The sequence below is a fragment of the Pirellulimonas nuda genome, from assembly GCF_007750855.1.
Taxonomy (GTDB): Bacteria; Planctomycetota; Planctomycetia; order Pirellulales; family Lacipirellulaceae; genus Pirellulimonas; species Pirellulimonas nuda.
On sequence record NZ_CP036291.1, the window covers coordinates 3,888,509 to 3,907,531 of the forward strand.

A 19,023-nucleotide genomic window follows, 5' to 3' on the forward strand; every position below is an offset into this window, starting at 1 on the left:
CGACCGATCTGAGCCGACCGTCGAGCGTGGGTGAGCAACTCCGCTTGATCAAACGCGTCGAGGGCGGGCTCGCCAAGAGCCGGCCCCGCAGCGCCCACGCCCGGCGCGAAGCGAGCAAGGTGATCGGCAAGACCGTGCGAAAAGAGTAGGGCCCCCCCATCAAAGCGATGCCAGTTCATTGTTCCTCATCTCGGCGCCGTAGTACGTCTTGTACTTTGCTTTGCGTTCTAGGTCTTTGATGACGACCTCCGAGAAATCGACTCCGGTGTGCTGCTCAGCGCACCCAAGGCCGCCGGGGCTGAAGACGTTGATCTCCATCAGCTTGTCGTCAACAATGTCGAGCCCCACCAGGAACATGCCGTCGCACACCAGTTTGGGTCGGACCATCTCGACCAGTTCGAGCATCTGATCGGTAACTTCCGCAGCCACGCTCTCGCCGCCGGAGTGCATGTTGCTGCGCGCGTCGCCCGACTTATTGACGCGGCGGAAGGCCGCGTACTTGCCTTCGTGGCAGAGTGCGCGCCCGTTCATTACGAACATCCGCACGTCCCCTTCGGTGGCGCCCGGCAGGTACTCCTGCACAATGCAATAGCCGTCGCGCGTCACCGCCTCGATCATCTGGTTGAGGTTGGCCTTCTCTAGGTTGTCAACGAGGAAGACGCTCTGGCCGCCGGAGCCCTGCAGCGGTTTGATGACCGCCTTTCCGTTCTCGCCCGAGATAAACTCCTTGATCTCTTCGATGTTTCGGCTGATGCAGGTCTTGGGGCGGACCTGTTCCGGGAAGTGCTGGAAGTACGTCTTGTTGAGGGCGTTGGCGAGGTTCTCGGGGTCGTTGACGACCAGGACGCCGCGCGCCGCGGCCAGTTGCCCGAAGAGGATCCCCGAGGTCTGCGCCCAGGTCCGCTCGCTCGCGTCTTCTGCCGGATCGTTACGCAGGCACAGCACGTCCAGCTCATCCACGCAGACGCGGTCGATAGGTTCGCCCTCTCCCCGTAGGTCTGCGAGGTAGTCCTCCAGCGACTCGTGCGAGTCGCCCTTCACGCTGCGGGCGTGCGCATGGATCGATCCGTCGGGAGCGTAGACAAAGTCTCCCACACCCAGCGTGAAGGACCGATGACCCAGCCTTGTGGCGGTCATCGCCAGACGGGTCGTCGTAAACTCGGCGCGTTCGGTCGCCATGTCGTTGACAACAAATCCAATCTTCATCTGTCCATCTCCAGGAGTTCGCGGACCGAGCGGCCACGACACGCGTCGAGCCGTTGGCGCAATTCGGGTAGGTCCCACAGACGCGGCAGCACCGCCGGGGGGGTCACGATGCCGCGGCGTTGCAGTTCTTCCAGATGGCGTAGGTGGGCAAGGGCGACCTTGCCTACCAACAGAGGCTCTAGGTCTCCCTCGTTCGCCAAGAACTCAAGGAGGTCTCTTAGGCCCCGCAGGTAGATGGCGTCCTTGGTCATGCCCCCCCCGCGGTAGACTCGCAGCGTCATCAGGAACGCGGAACGGGGGGCGAATCCGTGCCGCTTGTGCAGCCGAGTGAACGTTTCGGTGAAGGGGCGGCCGTCGGACATCATCCTCACGGCGACCACTCGGCCGGCGAGCACCCGCACCCGCGACGAGGTCAGCCCCCCCGAGAGGTGCTCCAGCAGCACCGCGATCCCTTCCTGCAGCTCTTCGTAGCCCGCCAGCCCCACCGAAAGCAGCCGCAGCGGCTGACGCCGACCGTTGAAGTACGTGAGCAGGTGCGTGCCGACCTCGTGGTGGAGCAACGCGTCGATACGGCGGGGCGTGATGCGCGCGTTCTCGGAGATGAGCAGCGTTCCGCGGGTGACCATTACCCCCGACGGGATGTCGGCGTCGGTCGACACGGACGCTTCGAACTCGGGGAGGCGTTTGCGATAGTAGGCGATCTCTTGCTGAGCCCGTTTCACCACCTCGTCTAGGCTGAGGTCGCCGCCACCCGCAGCGGCGCCTTCGGCCGGGTCGACGTGGTCTAGCAGTTCGTGGGCGAGGGCCGCCAGTGCGTCGTCGACCTCCCCGTACAGTTGCAGGCACGCGTAGCGGAAGGCCGGGGTGTTCAAGTCGCGCAAAGCCGAGATCTGCCGGTCGAGCTCGACCTGCTTCTCGCGGAACAGGTGGGATAGAGTAGGATCGGCCACGGAATCCGCCTCGACGCTGAACAGCGCCCGCTTGAGCGTGATAGGGTCGTACGGCAGCGGGCGGTAGGCGAACGCCGGCTCTTGGGCGTACCCGCCTTCGGCGAATTGAGCCCACGCCTTGACCGAGTTGGTGGGGGTCGCCTGCAGCAGGAAGTCAAACGACTCGCCCACCGCGCAGAGCCTTTGATCGACGCTCCGCAGCGACTTGACCAGCGTCCTCGAGCCGTACGATTGGAAGTGCGGCGCGGCCTCCGGCGTAGCCGGCCGGGCGAACTGGGCGACCGTCTTGCGGAGCGCCGTCGCCAGCTCGGAGCGCAGACGATGGAGCACGATGGGGAACACGGTTTGAGTCGCGCTGTCGCGGTAGATCGGGCGAACTTCCAGTCCAAGGACGGTCCGCGCTTCGCCGGGGCCGGCCGAGATCGGCTCGAGGCCCGCCGGGGCCACCCGCTGCTGGGGGGTCACCTTCACCAAGGACTGACGCCCCGAGATGGTCACTTGCGTCAGCGCCTGGACCAGGGCGGCGACCGGCTCGGAGTCCTCGTCCCCCGGTGTGCAGACCACGCTGAACACCGGCTGGAGCAAGGGGAGAGGCTCCTCATCAGAAAGACCGGAGCTGTTAACCCTGGCGGCCCACAACTCGAGCTGCAGGAAGCGTCCCTGGACGTCTTGCATCGCGGATTCTAGCCGTTTGCACAGCGAGACTATTCCGCGGTGGTACTGCGGGTCCGACGGCGCAATCAAGTACGAGGCTTCCGAAGCGAGCAACTGCTCGGTGCCCGCATCGCGCCCGCCCGACGGCATGCGGTAGACGAACAGGAACGGCAGCGGCCGGTCGACCACCAAGCGGCCCCCTTCGGGCAGCGACCTCGAGACCCGTTGGTTCTCGCGCAGCCGCCCGCTAGCGAGGTCGCCGAGCTGCTCCCAGTGCTCGTGGTCAGACGGCGGGGTTGCTGCGCTCACGTTGCCCCCACACGGAGCAGCTCCGACCGCACGCCGGGCAGGGTCGATTTCAGGGCGCCGAAGATGGCGTCAACCTCGCGTAGATCCGCTTCGCCCGACCACTCGTCCATGAAGAACTTCTTGAACTCGATGGCGATCGAGCAGACGGAGGTTGGAAAGGTCTCATGGATCCAAGCGCTGAAGTGACCCCCCTTGAACCGCACGTTCTCTCGGACGTCTAGCAGCCCGTTGATCTAAGCGCATACTCCTGTGGCCCGCCAACTGTGAGCAGTTGGAGGCGTGACTCTGTAGGCCGGGCTCCCAGGCGAGCATGTGTGTCCCACAAGTTCTTCATCGCTGCGATGAGAAGCCAGGCGAGCTGCATAAGCCCGGCGGAGCCACCTTCGCCCTGCAGGCCCCTCGGCGTGCCGATCCCGAACAGCTTCCGCATTACCAGGCCCAGGTTCCGCACCAGCGCCGACGTCAGTAACCGCTTCCTCACCTTGTCGATCCCCCGCAGCCATGTGCGGCGTGACCCGCCGGTGTCGCACACGTGGGCGAAGCTGCGCTCGACCCGTTCACTCCTCAGCCGCTGGAGCCGTTTGTTCTTGGCGGTCTTGGTCCGCCGGCGGTTACCCTTCACCGCGCGCTGCTGCTCGACTGGCTTGGCGCTCAGACGCGACTCGCCGCGGCGCTTGGGCTCCGGCACATACGTCCGCACCCCGACCGACGTGACCAGTTCCAGCTGCTCGGCAGCGTGGTAGCCCTTGTCGGCAACCGCTTCTTCGATCTGCGCTTCCAGCCCAGCCTCTGACAGGTGCGTCTGCGCCTCCATCACGCTGTCGCAGAGGGTCTTCGTGTCGCTGTGGTCGCCGTGATAGACCTCTGCCGCCAAGATCAGCTCCGTATCGATATCGACCACGTGCTCCGCCTTGTACGCCAAATGCGTGCGGCCGTCCTTGAGCTTGGTGATCCGTGCGCTCGGGTCGGTCGTGCTGACCCACTCGGCGTTCGAGACCTTCTTGTTCTTCCGCTTCTTATCGAAGCGGCGGACCTCTTCGTCGCTCGGCTCGTCTCCTTTTTCGATCACTCCTTCCTTCTTCATCAAGCCAATGACGTACGCCTTCCAGTCCTCGCCCGCCCCTTCGCAACCCGGGCGCCGCATCCGCCGAAGGCGGACTCTTCATCGCCGCATCGGCTTCAAGGGTAGTCGAATCGACCGCTACCGTCTTGCCTTTTAGCAGCCCCTGCTGCGCCGCCAGTTGCAGCACCAGCCGGAACACTTCCTGATGGACTTCTAGCGGCAGGCGATCGCGGACCCGGCTGAGCGTCGAGTGATCGGGGGTCGCCTCGGTCAGCGGAACGCCCAGGAACTCCCGCAGGCTGAGGCTGTCGGCGCACCGCCACGCGATGCCCCGCTGTGAACCGATCCCCTCGAAGTAACCCACCATCAACATCCGGAAGTAGACTCCCGGCGGGACCGACGGCCGCCCACGCGTGCCGGTCGGCTGGTAGTACGGCTCGCACAGCTTCTCGACCTCGCGGTCGAAGCCCGCCTCGGAAAGCAGCCTATTGAGCCGCTTGTAGAACGCGTGCCCCTGACTCTTGGGCAGCTGCTGGGCCGTCACGAACAACACGTCCTGCCGATCCCGCTCTCGCCTTCCCATCCCCATCGCTTCGCTCCTGCTCAAGTCACGCTTTCGTCGGCGACGCAGTTTAGCGCCAAGGGGTTGGTCGGGGGAGTGGTATTTTTCAACGGGCTGTTAGATCCAGCTCCGGCCAAGTGGCCGGAATTGGCCCAGATCTGGCGAGTTAGCGACCCGGCTCATCCTCAGAGGTCGCTCCGCGTTGGCGACGCCTCCGCGGGTGATCTGTGAGCCGCCGCCTTGGCAAGAGTCTATGCTTGAGGGAACCTCCGCCGGCAGCAGGGGCACTCGCCATCAAACCCTTGCGACAGCGCGGCGAACGCCGTCGGCTGTGGTAGCGACATGATCGCCTATCTGCTCCGCGTCGTTGGAGATTGGCTGGCCATTATTCTCGATCATTGAACCCGCGCTACAGACACCCACGACACTGGATCCTAAGAGTTGATGCGGACAAGCTTCGCGCCCATCAGCCTTGTAGTGGACCGCCGTAAATTACGTTGGCCATTCGGCACTCCGACGGAGGAGAGCTGCACCGCTGCGGGTTGCGCCAAAGAGGAATCCGCTGATGTTGGTCCACCCGCTGCGGCAAGAGAGTTGGCCGAACTGCCCGAGGAGTCCCCGCCAAGAAGAGACCGCCGCCTAAGGAACGGCTCAAAAATAACTCCCTCAATTCCCATCGCGTAGAATGCCGCCGTTGTTGGTTCCCGACACGGAGGGTGTAGCGATGGGTTTGTATCACGCGGATGTCGAGCGGCGGATGGTCAACTTCTATGGCTCGCTCTCCGAAAAGGACCGGCGGCGGTACGCGGCGGTGGAGGCCGAGAAGCTGGGGCGTGGCGGCAAGACCTACATTTCGGAGCTGTTCGGGTGCGACCGTGGGACGATTCGTTTTGCCGAGGAGGAGGTCGAGCGTCTCCCCGAGGACGAGGCCGCGGGGCGGGTCCGAAAAAAAGGGGGGCCGAAAGCCAGCTAGCTGCGAGGCGATCGACGCATTGCGGCAGGTGGTCGAGGTCCACACGGCCGGCTCGCCGGTCGAGCCCGACCGGCTGTGGACCAACCGCACGGCGCGTGAGCTGGCCATCGAGCTGGCGGAGTCGGGTGTCGAGATGTCGCCCAACACGGTGGCGCGGCTGCTGCGTGAGGAGCTGGGGCTGTCGCACCGGCAGGCCGTGAAAACGAAGTGCCTGGGCGAGTCTCCCGACCGCAACGCTCAGTTCGAGCGGATCGCCGGACTGAAGGCCGAGTACCTAGCCAAGGGGTGGCCCGTGCTGAGCATCGACACCAAGAAGAAAGAGCTTCTGGGGGACTTCTTCCGCCCCGGGCGGGCGTGGACCGACGGCCAGGTCAAAGCGTTGGACCACGACTTCCCCAGCGCAGGGTCGGGCAAGGTGATCCCGTACGGCGTGTACGACTTGGCGGCGAACGAGGCGCTGGTGCTGCTAGCCCAAGGAGCGGACACCGGCGAGCTGGCGGCCGACGCGGTCCGACGCTGGTGGATACGGCTGGGGAAGAAGCGGTACTGGCACGCCTCGGGGGTGCTAGTGCTGGCCGACTCGGGCGGCAGCAACGGCAACCGGGTGGGGCTGTTCCGCGAGCGGCTGTGCGGGGTCGCCGGCCTGCTGAACCGCGACATCCGCGTGGCGCACTTGCCGCCGTACTGCTCGAAGTACAACCCGATCGACCACCGCTTGTTCTGCCACCTCTCCCGCTCGCTGCGTGCGGTGCTGATCCGCTCGGTCGAGACGATCCGCGCGGCGCTGGCCCGCACGACGACCGCGGCCGGCCTGCGTGTGGTTGTCGAAGTAGCTCGACGCAAGTACCAAGCAGGCGTCAAGGCGAGCAACGACTTCCTCCGCAACGAACCAATCATCCGAGACGCCCTCTTGCCCTCACTCAACTACACCGCGCACGCAGTGTGGTGAAATGAGGGAGTTGTTTTTGAGCGGTTCCCTAGCTCCGGCATCGCCGGCGACTTCAACAACGACAGCTTCGTCAACGCGGCCGACTACACCGTGTGGCGTGACAACCTGGGGGCCCCGACCGACGAGTCACTAAACGGCAATGGAGACCAAATGGACGGGGTAACGGAAGATGACTACGACGTGTGGACGAGCAACTTCGGCCCCCCGATCAACGCTCTAAGCGTGTCGGCCTCGGCAGCCGTGCCGGAGCCCGGCGCCGTGGTGTTGGCCGGCCTTGTGTTGATTGGCTGCGCGGCTGCGGGTCGTTTCCGCGGCTAGGGGCCTGTTCCGCGTCGTCGTGGCGCCCGCCGTAGTTCAGGACCGTTGCAACTCTAGGACTTGGAAACGTATGCGAGTAATGGATATGAGCCGCCAACAACGGCGCCCCCTGGGCTTCACGCTTGTGGAACTGTTGGTCGTGATCGCCATCATCGGCATACTGGTGGCGCTCTTGTTGCCGGCCGTTCAGGCGGCGCGCGAGGCGGCTCGGCGTTCGCAGTGCTCCAACAACCTGCGGCAATTGGGGCTGGCGCTGCTCGGGTACGAGATTGCTCACAAGAGCTTTCCCGCCGGCGCGCTTACCACGCCGCGAACCTCCTTCGCTTCGTTCTTGTTGCCCAATCTAGAAGAAGGCAACCGGCTCCAGGGGTACGATTCTTCGATAGGTTGGAACAATCAGACGAGGGTGGTTCAGGAGCAGATGTTCGCCTACATCGCGGTGTATCACTGCCCCAGCGATGAATCGCTGCAAAAACTGTCCGGCGCCGCCATCACCAACGGCACCGTACCGCCGCGGTACAAGGGCAACTACGGTCCTAACTACGGGAGCAGCACTTTTGCCGCCGCGGCCGAATGGGCGCCATTCGGCAACAACTACGCGGTGGAGGCGAGGGAGATCACCGACGGACTCTCCCACACCCTGGCAATGATGGAGATGCTGCAGGCTCCGTCGTCCGCGAACACACCCGTCGACCGGCGTGGCGACCTATGGAATCAGGACCCGGGCAACTATTCCATCACGACGTTTCTTACCCCCAATAGCTCCGCGGGGGACAGAACCTTGTGCGTCGACCTGCCCAACGAGGGCATGCCTTGCATCACGACCGGCGGCGGCGTCGACTCCTACATCGCATCCCGCAGCCGACACCCAGGAGTGGTGCAGGTCTTGATGATGGATGGCTCGACACACGCCATACCCGACGGTGTTGATATCGACGTATGGCGGGCGTTGTCCACACGCGCCAACGAAGAAGTCGTCGCCGTGCCGTAGAACGCGTCACGATCAGCCTTGCTGCGTCGCGTGCCCGAGGGGCGCAAGGCTAATCGTGCCCAAGGAGATGGAGGCCACGGCCTAAAGCTTTTGCCGCCATCAGCCCCTGCCGCTCATCGATGCTGCACCTGCCGCGAGAGGACCGGCCCGACGAAGGACTGGCCCGACGATCGACCGCTTGGCGCACTGCCGAACGCCTATCGGATCAACATCGGCAGGTCCGGGCGTAGGGCAAAAAAGTGGAATCATCGGCGAGTAGTGACACGAACTGCCCTGCAGAGAAGCACATGCTACGTGGAATCTTGATCGCCCTAACGGCGATTGCTCTTATCGGATGCGGCGGCCCCAAAGATGGTCGACTAAAGATCACCGGGGAAGTCACCTTTGACGGCGAGCCTCTCAAAGACGGCTATCTGACCCTCCAGCCGCTGGGCGACGGGCCTTCGGCTGGCGCCAGGATCCAAGACGGTCGGTTCACCATCGACGCCGAGAGAGGCCCGAAGCCCGGCGAGTACCGGGTCAGCATCGAAGCCATGCGCGAAACCGGCAAGATGATTTCTATCGACTCCGCGTTCCCCGAGGAGAAACAACCGCAGACAGTGCAGTACCTCCCCAAACGCTACAACGAGCGAAGCGAGCTGACCCAGGAGCTCTCCCCCGAAAGCAAACACTTCGTGTGGAACCTCACCTCGAAAGATCCCGGCGGAAAGTAGCTGGACGCATTTCTTCGTAGCTACTGGCGGTTGGTTGGTGTGGCTTGCTATGTGACGGTCTACCCACCAATCCACCTCTGCTTCCGCATACCGCCCGGGTTCAAAGCATGAAAGTCGGCCGCTCTTCGTCTGCCGACAAGCGGCCTACGGAGGACGGAGCGGACTCTTCCCAACTTCTTGTTTCTCCTGCCGGTGCAATCTGAGTGTGACAGCGCCATGATGAAGCACAGCCGTCGTATCGCGGCGCTCGTACTCTGCCTGGGTGGGTTGACCGGCGGGGCGGCCGCCCAAGGGTCGGCGCCCAGTATTATTCATATCTTGGCGGACGACTTGGGCTGGGGCAGCGTGGGGTTCAACAACGGCCTCACGTACATCCAGACGCCGAACCTCGACGCGCTGGCGGCCGGAGGGATGATCCTCAACCGCTCGTACGCCTCGACGGTCTGCTCGCCCAGCCGCGCCAGCCTGTTGACCGGCGCCCACAACGGGCACGCGATCAACGACCGCAACATCAACCTCTTCGCGGGCCTGCGTGCGGAGGATGTCACCACCGGCGAGGTCATGAAGTCTGCGGGCTACAGCACCGCGATGATCGGCAAGCTGGGCTGGGGGGCGACGGGCGAGCGGGACCTCTTCGGCGACGACCCCCAGCCGACGTTCTATGGCAACGACCCGCAAGGCGATCTGCCCAACAACCAAGGCTATGACCGCTTTTACGGCCACCTGAATCACGGCTCTGCCCACGACTACTACTACAGTTGGGTGTGGGAGACCAACGCCAACGGCGATATGGTTCTGACGGCGAACGACGGGGGACCGGGGGGCGAGCCCGAATACCTCACCGACTTGATCCACCGAGAGTCTGAGCGGTACATCCGCGACATAGCGACGGGCGAGGACCCCTTCTACCTTCAACTGAACTACACCGCGGTCCACTTCGAATTGACCCACGTGGCCACGGCCCCTGAGTTCCGCAACATCGACGGCGACGTCATCGGCCCGGCGTGCAGGGGCGTCTATGCGAACGACCCAAACCTCGACGGCATCGAGAAGGACTACGCCGCCACGATCACCCGCATGGACACGTCGGTCGGCGCCATCATCGAACGGCTCAAGGACCCCAACGGCGACGGGCTCGAGGACGACTCGGTGCTCGACAACACCCTGATCATCTTTACCTCGGACAACGGCGCGGGGCCCGCGGGGGGGATGGGCGAGAACCGGATCAACACCCCGGAGATCCAGGGCGTGCTGCGCGGCGGCAAACGCGACCTGTACGAGGGGGGCATCCGGATGCCCACGTTCGCGTATTGGAACGGCACGATCGCCCCGGGCGCCGAATCGGACCTGCTGAACGACCTGGCCGACTTCCAGGCCACCGCGGCCGACCTGGGGGGCGTGCTGCCGCGCGTCGGCATCGATGGGGTGTCGATCCTCCCGACGCTCACCGGCGAGGGGGAGCAGCGCCTACGCAAGGGCTTGCTGTTTGAGAACGACCAACCCAGTTGGCTGAGCGAGCCGGACACGGACTGGACGATCATCGTCGGCGACATGAAGCTCATCCGCCGACGCGACGGGGTGAACGAGCTGTACAACCTGGCCACGGACGTCGGCGAAGCCAACCCGTTGGACCTGGCGGCCAACGCGGCCCTGGTCGCCGAGCTCGAGGCGCTCGCGTTCGCCGAGGGGGCGGCCAAACCGGACGCGTACGGCACTAGCTACCGCGACTGGGTAGGTGGCGACGGCGACCGCGTCACCAACGCGGCGAGCTGGGAGGTCACCTCGGCGGGGGGGCCGGGCGGCACGCCCAACGACACCTGGTCCGCGCTGCTTGCAGGCGCGGCCTCTGGCGACGCGACGGCGTTCGCCGACGGACCTATCGAGACGCTGGGCGTCGAGGTGGCCGGGGTCAATGGCAACACCCAGACACTGATCGTCGAGTCTGGCGGCTCGCTAAGCGGACGCAACGAGGTGCGCGTCAACACGGGGGGACGCGTCGTGCTGCAGAACGCCGCGCTCCACTCGGCACGCTGGATCGACGTGCTGCCCGGCGGGGAGTTGGCCGGACAGGGCGCCATGAGCGGGAACCTCTACAACCGGGGCGTCGTAGCGCCGGGTCAGCCGGTCGGCGTCAGCGCCCCGCCTCCTCCGCCCCCGCCCCCGCCCGACGACTTCACCGACGCCCCCGCCACGCTGCTGGCCTTCAACTTTAGCGGGGCGCAGGACAACAACGCCGGGTCGAGCACGCTTGGTTCTCCGCTCACCCGTACCTCGACGCTCGATCCGTCGCTCGCCGTTGTCCAGGGGTTTCAGAACGGCTCGGGCGTCGGCTTCCGGGAGCCCAACGGCGGCGGGACCAACAAGGGCAACGAGTGGAACACCAACGGTTTCGAGACGTTCGCGCTCGACGACGCGATCGCCGCCAACGATTACATGGGGTTCGTCGTCGCGCCGGCGCCAGGCCTGGAGATGCTGCTGGACGAGGTGTCCTTTACCTTCTGGCGAAACGGGCAGAACGCGCCGTCGGAGTACGCCATCCTTACGAGCATCGACGGGTTCGCCAGCAGCGAAGCGCTCGTCACCACCAGCATTCAACACGCCAACCAAGGCGGACCGAACCTGGCGAACCCCGCCACACTAACCGCCGACTACACCGGCGGCGACTGGGTCACTTCACTCGATGTGCGTCTCTACGCCTGGCAGGATCGCGACCCTGTCTCCACCGGCCACACCCACTTCGTGGCGGCCAACCTCTCCGGCCACTTCCGCCTCGGCGGGGGCCAGGAGCCGGAACCGGTGCTCAACCTCACCGGCGCGCTCGCCCTGGACGGCGATTTCTATCAACTCGCGGGGAGCGAGATCCAGATTGATCTCGGCGGCGTCGACAACACCGACCCGCTGGACGAGACCTTCGATCAGCTCAACGTCACCCAGAACGTTACGCTCGCCGGCGCCCTGGCCCTGTCCATCGTCGAGGGCTACACGCCGCAACTGAGCGATGAGATCGCCATCATCACCAGCAGCGGCCTGACCGGGCATTTTGAATCCGTCAGCGGGGTCGACGCCGCGTGGGCCGGCCTGGCGCTCGCGGTCCTCTACACCCCGACCGACGTCCTGGTCCGGGTCGCGCTGATGGGCGACGTCGACTTCGACGGCGTCGTGAACAACGCGGACGTGGCCATCTCGTTAGCCGGCTTCACTGGCTCGGGCGTTACCGGCCAGACCTATATCGACGGCGATCTGGACGGTGACGGCGATGTGGACGACGTCGACCTCGATATCCTGTACGCCAACTTCACCGGCGCCCTGCAAGGCGACTTCAACGGCGACGGCACGGTCGACGCCGCCGACTATACCGTGTGGCGCGACAACCTGGGCGCCGTGGTAGGCGTGCTCCCGGGCGTCTCTTACGCGAGCGACACCAATGGTACGGTCGACGCCGAAGAGTACGCCGCTTGGAAGACAAATTTCGGCGCCAGCAGCGGCGCCCTCGGCGGTCTGAACGCCTCGCCCAACGTTCCCGAGCCGGCCTCGGCGGCCCTGCTGATCGCCTGCATAGCTGGCGGTCTGATGGCCGGGCCGATACGGCGCGAAGCAACGCCCGGCCGGTCTCCTAGCCGTCCCTGAGCGGAAGGGCAGCTTGCACACAGACCGCTGTCGCGGGTTAGCGCAGGTTCAGCGTGAGTGGGCCCTGCCATCCACTCACCGGGGTACGGCGGCCCCGGCAGAGCCGATGTCGGCTTTCCCCATGGCGCCGACGACTGCCTCTAGGGCCCCGCTTGCTGCGCCGGCCCAGCCAAGAACAATAGAGCGTGGCCGATCGGCCTACCTCTTCATCTGATTCCAGCCTCTCGCGCAGGACCGGCTACCCGCCATGCCCCACCGCCGCCCAGCTATGTGTGTGCTTGTTCTTGCCGCGGCCTGGGCGTGGGGCGCGACGCCGCCGGTCTTCGCGGGGGACCTCGATGTCTTGGGGGACGAGCGCGGGGGCCTCTTGCACCGGTACCTGATGGCGGAGCTCGACAGCCGCTTTGAGCAGCAGCGTGCGGAGCGCGAGCAAGCGCTGCGTTCGCCGGCCGCGTTGCGGGCCTATCAGGCGAAGCTGAAAGCAAGCTTCGCGGCGGCCATCGGCGGGCTGCCCGCCAAGACCCCTTTGAACCCGCTCGTCACCGGGCGGATCGACCGAGGCGTGTACGTCATTGAGCGGGTGGCGTTCGAGAGCCGCCCGCACCACCACGTCACGGCCAACTTCTACCTGCCGAAGCGTGACGGGCCGGTCCCGGGCGTGTTGGTCCCGTGCGGCCACACGCAGAACGGCAAGGCGAGCCCCGCGTACCAGCAGTTGTGCATGTTGCTTGCGCAGCACGGCATCGCCGCGCTCATCGTCGACCCGATCTGTCAGGGGGAACGCCTGCAGGTGGTCGACTCGGGCCGCGAGCTGCTCCCGCTATCGGCCACCACGGGGCACTCGCTGCTGGACAACGGCTTGATGATGCTGGGGTTGGATGCGGCTGTTTGGGAGCTCTGGGACAACGTCCGCGCCGTCGACTACCTGGTCATTCGCAAAGAGGTCGACCCCGCCCGGATCGGCCTGACCGGCAACTCCGGGGGCGGCACGCAGTCGCTCTACCTGATGGCGATGGAACCGCGCATCGGCCCCGCGGCGCCGTCCTGCTTTCTGTGCTCGCAGCAATCGATCCTCCACAGCCCCATCGGCGAGCAGGACGGCTGTCAGCAGCTATCGGGCGACACGGCGGGGGGGCTTGAGCATGTCAGCTTCGCCGTCATGCGGGCGCCCCGCCCCACGCGGCTGCTTGCCGCCGAGCACGACTTCTTTCCGATCCACGCCACGCGCGAGTCGTTCGGCTACTTGGAACGTGTCTACCAAGTGCTCGACGAGCCGGAACGCGTCGACCTGTTTGTCGCCGCCGATGAACACGGCTTCAGCAAGCCCCGGCGTGAGGCGGCGGTGCAATGGATGAAGCGCTGGTTGCTGGGGGACGACGCCCCCGTGGTCGAACCGGAGTCCGAGGTCTTGCCCGACGAAGAGCTCTACGTCACGGCCACCGGGCAGGCGGTCTCTCACTTTGCCGACGAACAGACCGTCACAGACGTCTTGCTCGGCAGCGCCGAGCGGCTGGCGCCCCAACGGCAAGACCTCTGGCGGGCGCCGCGCCTCGCCGACCAGCAACAGAAGCTGACAAAGCTCCTCGGGCTGCGCCCCGTCGGATCGGTCTCTCTAGTCGAGCGTGGGGAGGTCGATCACGACGGACGCCGGATCACGAAAGTGCTTATCGAACGCCCGCACGAGCCCCCCGTCCCGGGGCTGCTTTTTCTGCCCAGCGACCTAGAAGCAGGCGCAAGGCGCCCCGGTGTGGTCTACGTGCACGGCGACGGCAAGCAGGCAGACGCGGCGCCGGCAGGGGCGATCGACGCGCTCGCAGATCGGGGCCGGGTAGTGCTGGCGATCGACGTGCGCGGCGTCGGCGAAACCGTTGACTTGGCCCACCAAAACAAGCGTCGTTACGGGGGCAGCTCGAACTACAGCGCCGGGATGCTGTCGCTCCACCTCGGCAGGCCGCTGCTCGGTCAGCGGGTCGAAGACGTGCTGGCGGCCGTCGAGGCGCTGCGGGGGGTCGAGCAGGTCGATCGCGGCCCGATCGATCTGGTAGGGATCGGGGTAGGCGGCCCGGTTGCGTTGCACGCCGCGCTGCTGAGCGACCGCGTGGGGCGCGTCTCGACACGCGACGCGATCGACAGCTTCGCCCGGGATGTTGTCGCCCGAGCAGACCAGTACGACCTGATCGACCACGTCGTGCCGGGCGCGCTGCATTGGTACGACCTGCCCGACATCCGGCGTGCGCTCGGCGAGCGCTATTCGCCCGAGGCGCCGTGACGCGACGGCCGGAGGCCCCGGCGACTGACGTATCGCCTGCCGCTCCCCGGCGGCACGGTAGCCGAAACGCGTCCGCTTGCGAGATTCGCTGCAAAAACACCGGGGGATTTCTGCCGCGATCCGGCGGGCAGCTCGACTCCGCCGCGGGATTTCAGTAGAACAACACGAGGATTGACGCGGTCCGCGGCAATCGCAACCCACTTATCTGACGAGGTGCTGGTCCGATGTGGAACGGCGAACCTTTGAGACGAGATCTTGTTCGCGCCGGCAGCGAGAGCCGCGGTCGATGGCGACCCGCGATTGCCTCGCTGCTGGGGCTCGCGTTGTTCTGCGCTGGCCCGCTGCTGGCGGCTGACCCGGCAGCCCCGAGCGCTACCGCTTCCGACGGCCAGAGCGGGCCGCTCTCGTACGAGTCAGACATCCGCCCGATCTTGAAGGCGCACTGCTTCTACTGCCACGGCGAGGACGAGACGATCGAGGGGGGCGTAGACCTCCGACAGGTGCGACGGATGATCGCGTCGCACGCGATCGACGAGGCCGATCCGCTGGGATCTTCGCTGCTGAGCATGGTGCAGTCCGGGGCGATGCCGCTAGACGGCAAGCCGCTGGAACCGCACGACGTCGACCTGATCCGTCGCTGGCTCGCCCAGGGGCATCGGACCGCACGGCCGGAGCCAGAGGAGCTGCCCGACTTCTACATCACCGAAGAAGAGCAGCAGCACTGGGCGTTCCAGCCGGTGGAGGCCCGGCAGCCCCCGGCCGGCCTGGCCGAGCACCCCGTTGACGCCTTCGTGCAGGAGCGGCTGCGGACCGTCGGGATCGCTCCCGCCCCGCCGGCCGACCGGGTGACGCTGATCCGCCGCGCCACGCTCGACCTGCTCGGCGTGCCGCCGACCCCCGAGGCGGTCGACCGGTTCCTGAACGACCAACAGCCCGGCGCTTGGGCCCGGGCCATCGACCGCCTGCTGGACGACCCGGCGTACGGCCCGCGGTGGGGGCGGCATTGGCTGGACGTGGTTGGCTACGCCGACTCCAACGGCGGGCTGCGAGACTCGCCCCGCGAGCACGCCTGGCACTACCGCGACTACGTCATCGACTCCTACAACAGCGACAAGCCGTTCAACGAGTTCCTGCTGGAGCAGATTGCCGGAGACGAGCTCGTCGGCGTCGACCAAACCGACGCCGGCAAACCGATCGAAGACGCGACGCGTTGGGACCCCTTGGCCGCCACCGGGTTCTGGGCGATGCCCCCCGACTCCAGCGCCGACAGCGGCGTTGACGCGGCGGTGGTGCGCGAAGAAGCATTGGCCGACCGGGTGCGGGTAGTCGGCACGGCGCTGTTGGGGATGACGGTCCAGTGCGCCCAGTGCCACGACCACCGCTTCGATCCGATCTCTCACCGCGACTACTTCCGGCTGCGGGCGCTAATCGACCCGGTCTACAACGTGCAGGCCTGGCGGAAGCCCGACCAACGCCTGATCGCCGCCTACACCCCCGAGGAGATCGCCAGCAATGACGTGATCGAACAGCGGGCGATCAAAGTGGACCAAGAGTGCGAGGCGCTCATCGCGCGCGAGTACGCCAAGTACCTCGAAGAACGCATGGCGCCCATCAAGGACGAGCGGGTCAAAGAGCAGGTCCGAGTCGCCTGGAACAAGAGCCCGGACAAGCGCAGCGAAGACGAGCAGCGCCTGCTCAAGGAGCACGACTGTGATTTTCGGCCGTCCACCCACCTGCGCTCGGTGCCGGGCCGCAAGGAACAAGAAGCACAGCGCGTCGCGCTGCTCGAACAGGCAGAGTCGATCCGCGCGACCAAGCTCTCCCGTGTGTTCATGGCGGCGACCGAGGTCCCCGGCCAGGTTCCCAAGACGCGTCGGCACCACCGCGGCAACCCCGCCGACCCCCGAGAAGAGGTGCTCCCCGGCGACCTCACGGTGATCCGCGACCGGCCCAAGCTGCCCGCCAATGACCCGGAGCTCCCGACCACGGGCCGGCGGCTCGCCTACGCCCGCTGGCTGACCAGCGGCAAGCACCCGCTGGTCGCACGGGTTCTGGTCAACCGGTTCTGGCAGCACCACTTCGGCGCGGGCCTGGTCGCCGCCACGGACGACTTCGGCATGCGGACGCCGCGGCCGGCCTACGGCGACCTGCTCGACTACTTGGCGGACCGGTTCGTTCGTGACGGCTGGTCGCTCAAAGAGTTCCATCGCTTGGTGATGACGTCGCACGTGTACCAACAGTCCGCCACAAACCCGGCCGCGGAGGCGATCGACGCGGGCAACCGGCTGCTGGCGCGTGCCTCGCTGCGCCGGCTGGAGGCAGAAGCGGTCCGTGACTGTGTGCTGGCCGTCAGCGGACAGCTCGACGGCGCCCTCGGCGGCCGACCGGCGACCGTCGCCCGCGACCCGCGTGGCGGGATCGTGCTGGGCAAGGAGCTCGTCAACGCCAGCAACAAAGTCGTCCACACCGTCCTGCCGATCGACGACGCGCACCGGCGCAGCGTCTATGTGCAAGCCATCCGCGAGCGCCCGCTCAGCGTGCTGGCCGCCTTTGACATGCCAACGATGACCCCCAACTGCACACAGCGGGCCGTAACCACGGTCGCCCCGCAGTCTCTGATGATGTTGAACGACCGTTTTGTCGTCGACGAGAGCGACGCGGCGGCCGACCGCTTGATCGCCGAACACGACGGGTCCGTCCCGGAGCAGGTCCGCCAGCTATGGCGGCTGGCCTACGGCGCCCCTCCCACCGGCCCGGAGCTCGAAGACGCCGTCGTCTTTGTCGAAGCGCTCGGTCGGCAGCAGGCGTCGGTTGAATCGGAGCGATCGCCGGAGCGGCGCGCGCTGTCGGCCCTCTGCCAGGTAGTCTTCGCCTCGAACCGGTTCCTCTACATCCCCTGAACGCTCGCCCGTCGGCTTGCCGACGGGCGGCGCCGTTCACCCCACCGGCCCCCCCTGCTGCCATGCACCGTCGAACATTCCTCAGCCGGATCTCGGCCGCGTCGATCGCGCTACCCTGGCTGCTGGAGCGGGACGGGTTGCTGGCCGCCGAGGCGGGCCGCACGCCGGTCAAGCCGGCGTTCGACGCGATCTACGACCTGACGCCCAAGGCGCCGCCGCACGGCGCCCGTGCGACGGCGATGATCGACTTGTTCCAGTTCGGCGGGCCGAGCCAGATGGACCTGTTTGATCCGAAGCCGCTGCTCACCAAGCGCCACGCGGAGCGGTTCCCAGGCGAGGTCAGCGTAGGGAACACCGCCGGCAACTCCGGCCTCGTGTTTGGCAGCCCCTGGCGGTTCGGCCGGCACGGCCAGTGCGGCATGGACGTTTCGGAGTTGCTGCCCGAAACCGCCAAGATCGTCGACGACCTGTGCCACCTGCGGGGGATGCAGTTCGGCACCAACGCGCACGACCGCGGCGCCTACCTGGCCAATACCTGTGGCCCGACGCCGGGGCGGCCGGTGCTGGGGAGCTGGCTGACGTTTGCCCTGGGGAGCGAGAACGATTCGCTGCCGGCCTACGTGTCGTTGACGGCTAAGGGGGGCCTGCCGTACTTGAACGAAGCCAACTGGCACGCGGGCTACCTGCCGAACATCTATCAGGGGACCCAGGTCCGCAACGCGGAGCCGCGGGTGCTGAACCTCGACCCCCCGCCCCACCTGGCGGGCCAGGCCCAGCAGTCGCAACTGGCCCTGCTGCAGAAGCTCAACCAATCCCACTACCAGCAGCACCCCGCCGAGCTCGACCTGCAGGCCCGGATCGCGTCGTACGGGCTCGCGGCCCGCATGCAGCAGAAGGCCAAGGAGGCGTTCAACCTGGCCGACGAGCCGGAGCACATCCGCAGGCTCTACGGCTTAGACAACCCCGACACCTCCGAGTACGGCGAGCGCTGCTTGATCGCCAGGCGGCTGGTCGAACGGGGGGTCCGCTTTGTCCAACTGCTGCACGACGGCAACGGCGACATCGACTGGGACAGCCACGGCAGGATCATCAAGGGCCTGCCGCAGGCCTGCCTGCGGACCGACCGCGGGACCGCCGCGCTGGTGATCGATCTCAAGCAACGCGGGCTGCTCGACACGACCATCGTGCGATGGGGGGGCGAGATGGGGCGGCTGCCCACCGCCGAAGGGGCGAGCGATCACGCCGCCTGGGGACGCGACCACAACGGCAAGGCGGGGTGCATGTGGATGGCCGGCGGCGGGTTCCGAGCCGGCCTCATCCACGGCGAAACCGACGAGTGGGGTCACGAGGCGGTCGACGGCATTGTGACCGCCGAAGACTGGCACGCCACGGTCCTCCACCAGTTCGGCCTCGACCACGAGGCGCTCACCTACAAGGCCGACGGGCAGTCCTACACGCTGACCGACGGCAAGCCGGCCAGGGTGCTGCACGAGTTGTTGGCGTGAGGGGCGTTTGTACCGGGAGCGGCAAGCGGCGAAC

The 19,023-nt window shown here is 66.5% G+C and carries 15 protein-coding genes; 10 read left to right on the forward strand and 5 right to left on the reverse strand.

Features of this window, described 5'->3' with window-relative positions:
- Positions 1-26: 26 nt before the first annotated feature.
- Complete coding sequence (locus Pla175_RS26840) at positions 27-149, forward strand: hypothetical protein (protein ID WP_261342785.1); 123 nt, start codon at positions 27-29, stop codon at positions 147-149.
- A gap of 10 nt (positions 150-159) precedes the next feature.
- Here Pla175_RS26840 and Pla175_RS15140 read toward each other — a convergent pair whose 3' ends face one another.
- From Pla175_RS15140 to Pla175_RS15160, 5 genes are read right to left on the reverse strand one after another with little or no spacing between them, the layout of a single operon-like run.
- Entirely contained in the window at positions 160-1,206 is a 1,047-nt protein-coding gene (locus tag Pla175_RS15140; protein WP_145286675.1) for a glutathione synthetase, read from the reverse strand.
- The gene (locus tag Pla175_RS15145) at positions 1,203-3,119 is read right to left on the reverse strand and encodes a flavohemoglobin expression-modulating QEGLA motif protein (protein ID WP_145286678.1); all 1,917 of its coding nucleotides are present in this window, start codon (positions 3,117-3,119) and stop codon (positions 1,203-1,205) included. Before Pla175_RS15145 ends, Pla175_RS15140 begins: the two co-directional genes overlap by 4 nt.
- Positions 3,116-3,322 carry a hypothetical protein gene (locus Pla175_RS26105; RefSeq protein WP_197526869.1) on the reverse strand — a complete coding sequence of 69 codons (207 nt, stop codon included), beginning with the start codon at positions 3,320-3,322 and terminating at the stop codon, positions 3,116-3,118. The genes Pla175_RS15145 and Pla175_RS26105 overlap by 4 nt, the downstream gene beginning before the upstream one ends.
- A 14-nt stretch (positions 3,323-3,336) precedes the next feature.
- Positions 3,337-4,203, reverse strand: a complete 867-nt coding sequence (locus tag Pla175_RS15155; protein WP_197526870.1) for a transposase — start codon at positions 4,201-4,203, stop codon at positions 3,337-3,339.
- Entirely contained in the window at positions 4,136-4,789 is a 654-nt protein-coding gene (locus tag Pla175_RS15160; RefSeq protein ID WP_145286688.1) for a transposase, read from the reverse strand. Before Pla175_RS15160 ends, Pla175_RS15155 begins: the two co-directional genes overlap by 68 nt.
- Positions 4,790-5,429: 640 nt before the next feature.
- Here Pla175_RS15160 and Pla175_RS26110 point away from each other — a divergent pair.
- The 9 genes from Pla175_RS26110 to Pla175_RS15200 all read left to right on the forward strand — a co-directional run bounded on the left by Pla175_RS26110 (position 5,430) and on the right by Pla175_RS15200 (position 18,989).
- Positions 5,430-5,717 carry a hypothetical protein gene (locus Pla175_RS26110; protein WP_197526865.1) on the forward strand — a complete coding sequence of 96 codons (288 nt, stop codon included), beginning with the start codon at positions 5,430-5,432 and terminating at the stop codon, positions 5,715-5,717.
- On the forward strand, positions 5,620-6,666 hold the full coding sequence (locus tag Pla175_RS15165) for an ISAzo13 family transposase (RefSeq protein WP_231953916.1): 1,047 nt from the start codon (positions 5,620-5,622) through the stop codon (positions 6,664-6,666). Before Pla175_RS26110 ends, Pla175_RS15165 begins: the two co-directional genes overlap by 98 nt.
- Before the next feature lie 150 nt (positions 6,667-6,816).
- Complete coding sequence (locus tag Pla175_RS15170; RefSeq protein WP_145286691.1) at positions 6,817-6,984, forward strand: PEP-CTERM sorting domain-containing protein; 168 nt, start codon at positions 6,817-6,819, stop codon at positions 6,982-6,984.
- 85 nt (positions 6,985-7,069) lie between these two features.
- Complete coding sequence (locus Pla175_RS15175) at positions 7,070-7,975, forward strand: DUF1559 domain-containing protein (protein WP_197526871.1); 906 nt, start codon at positions 7,070-7,072, stop codon at positions 7,973-7,975.
- 287 nt (positions 7,976-8,262) lie between these two features.
- The gene (locus Pla175_RS15180; protein WP_145286694.1) at positions 8,263-8,688 is read left to right on the forward strand and encodes a hypothetical protein; all 426 of its coding nucleotides are present in this window, start codon (positions 8,263-8,265) and stop codon (positions 8,686-8,688) included.
- Positions 8,689-8,904: 216 nt separating this feature from the next.
- Positions 8,905-12,315, forward strand: coding sequence for a sulfatase-like hydrolase/transferase (locus Pla175_RS15185; RefSeq protein WP_145286697.1), 3,411 nt, complete (start codon positions 8,905-8,907; stop codon positions 12,313-12,315).
- Positions 12,316-12,583: 268 nt separating this feature from the next.
- Positions 12,584-14,584, forward strand: coding sequence for an alpha/beta hydrolase family protein (locus tag Pla175_RS15190; protein WP_197526872.1), 2,001 nt, complete (start codon positions 12,584-12,586; stop codon positions 14,582-14,584).
- A 242-nt stretch (positions 14,585-14,826) separates the two neighbouring features.
- Positions 14,827-17,484, forward strand: a complete 2,658-nt coding sequence (locus Pla175_RS15195; protein ID WP_197526873.1) for a DUF1549 and DUF1553 domain-containing protein — start codon at positions 14,827-14,829, stop codon at positions 17,482-17,484.
- A 62-nt stretch (positions 17,485-17,546) separates the two neighbouring features.
- Entirely contained in the window at positions 17,547-18,989 is a 1,443-nt protein-coding gene (locus tag Pla175_RS15200; protein WP_145286708.1) for a DUF1501 domain-containing protein, read from the forward strand.
- The last annotated feature ends 34 nt before the right edge of the window (positions 18,990-19,023 follow it).

Coding starts and splice junctions, on each gene's coding strand:
- Pla175_RS15140 (WP_145286675.1), bottom strand. CDS start 1,206: ATGAAGATTGGATTTGTTGTCAACGACATGGCGACCGAACGCGCCGAG.
- Pla175_RS15155 (WP_197526870.1), bottom strand. CDS start 4,203: ATGAAGAAGGAAGGAGTGATCGAAAAAGGAGACGAGCCGAGCGACGAA.
- Pla175_RS26110 (WP_197526865.1), top strand. CDS start 5,430: ATGCCGCCGTTGTTGGTTCCCGACACGGAGGGTGTAGCGATGGGTTTG.
- Pla175_RS15170 (WP_145286691.1), top strand. CDS start 6,817: ATGGACGGGGTAACGGAAGATGACTACGACGTGTGGACGAGCAACTTC.
- Pla175_RS15175 (WP_197526871.1), top strand. CDS start 7,070: ATGAGCCGCCAACAACGGCGCCCCCTGGGCTTCACGCTTGTGGAACTG.
- Pla175_RS15180 (WP_145286694.1), top strand. CDS start 8,263: ATGCTACGTGGAATCTTGATCGCCCTAACGGCGATTGCTCTTATCGGA.
- Pla175_RS15185 (WP_145286697.1), top strand. CDS start 8,905: ATGATGAAGCACAGCCGTCGTATCGCGGCGCTCGTACTCTGCCTGGGT.
- Pla175_RS15190 (WP_197526872.1), top strand. CDS start 12,584: ATGTGTGTGCTTGTTCTTGCCGCGGCCTGGGCGTGGGGCGCGACGCCG.
- Pla175_RS15200 (WP_145286708.1), top strand. CDS start 17,547: ATGCACCGTCGAACATTCCTCAGCCGGATCTCGGCCGCGTCGATCGCG.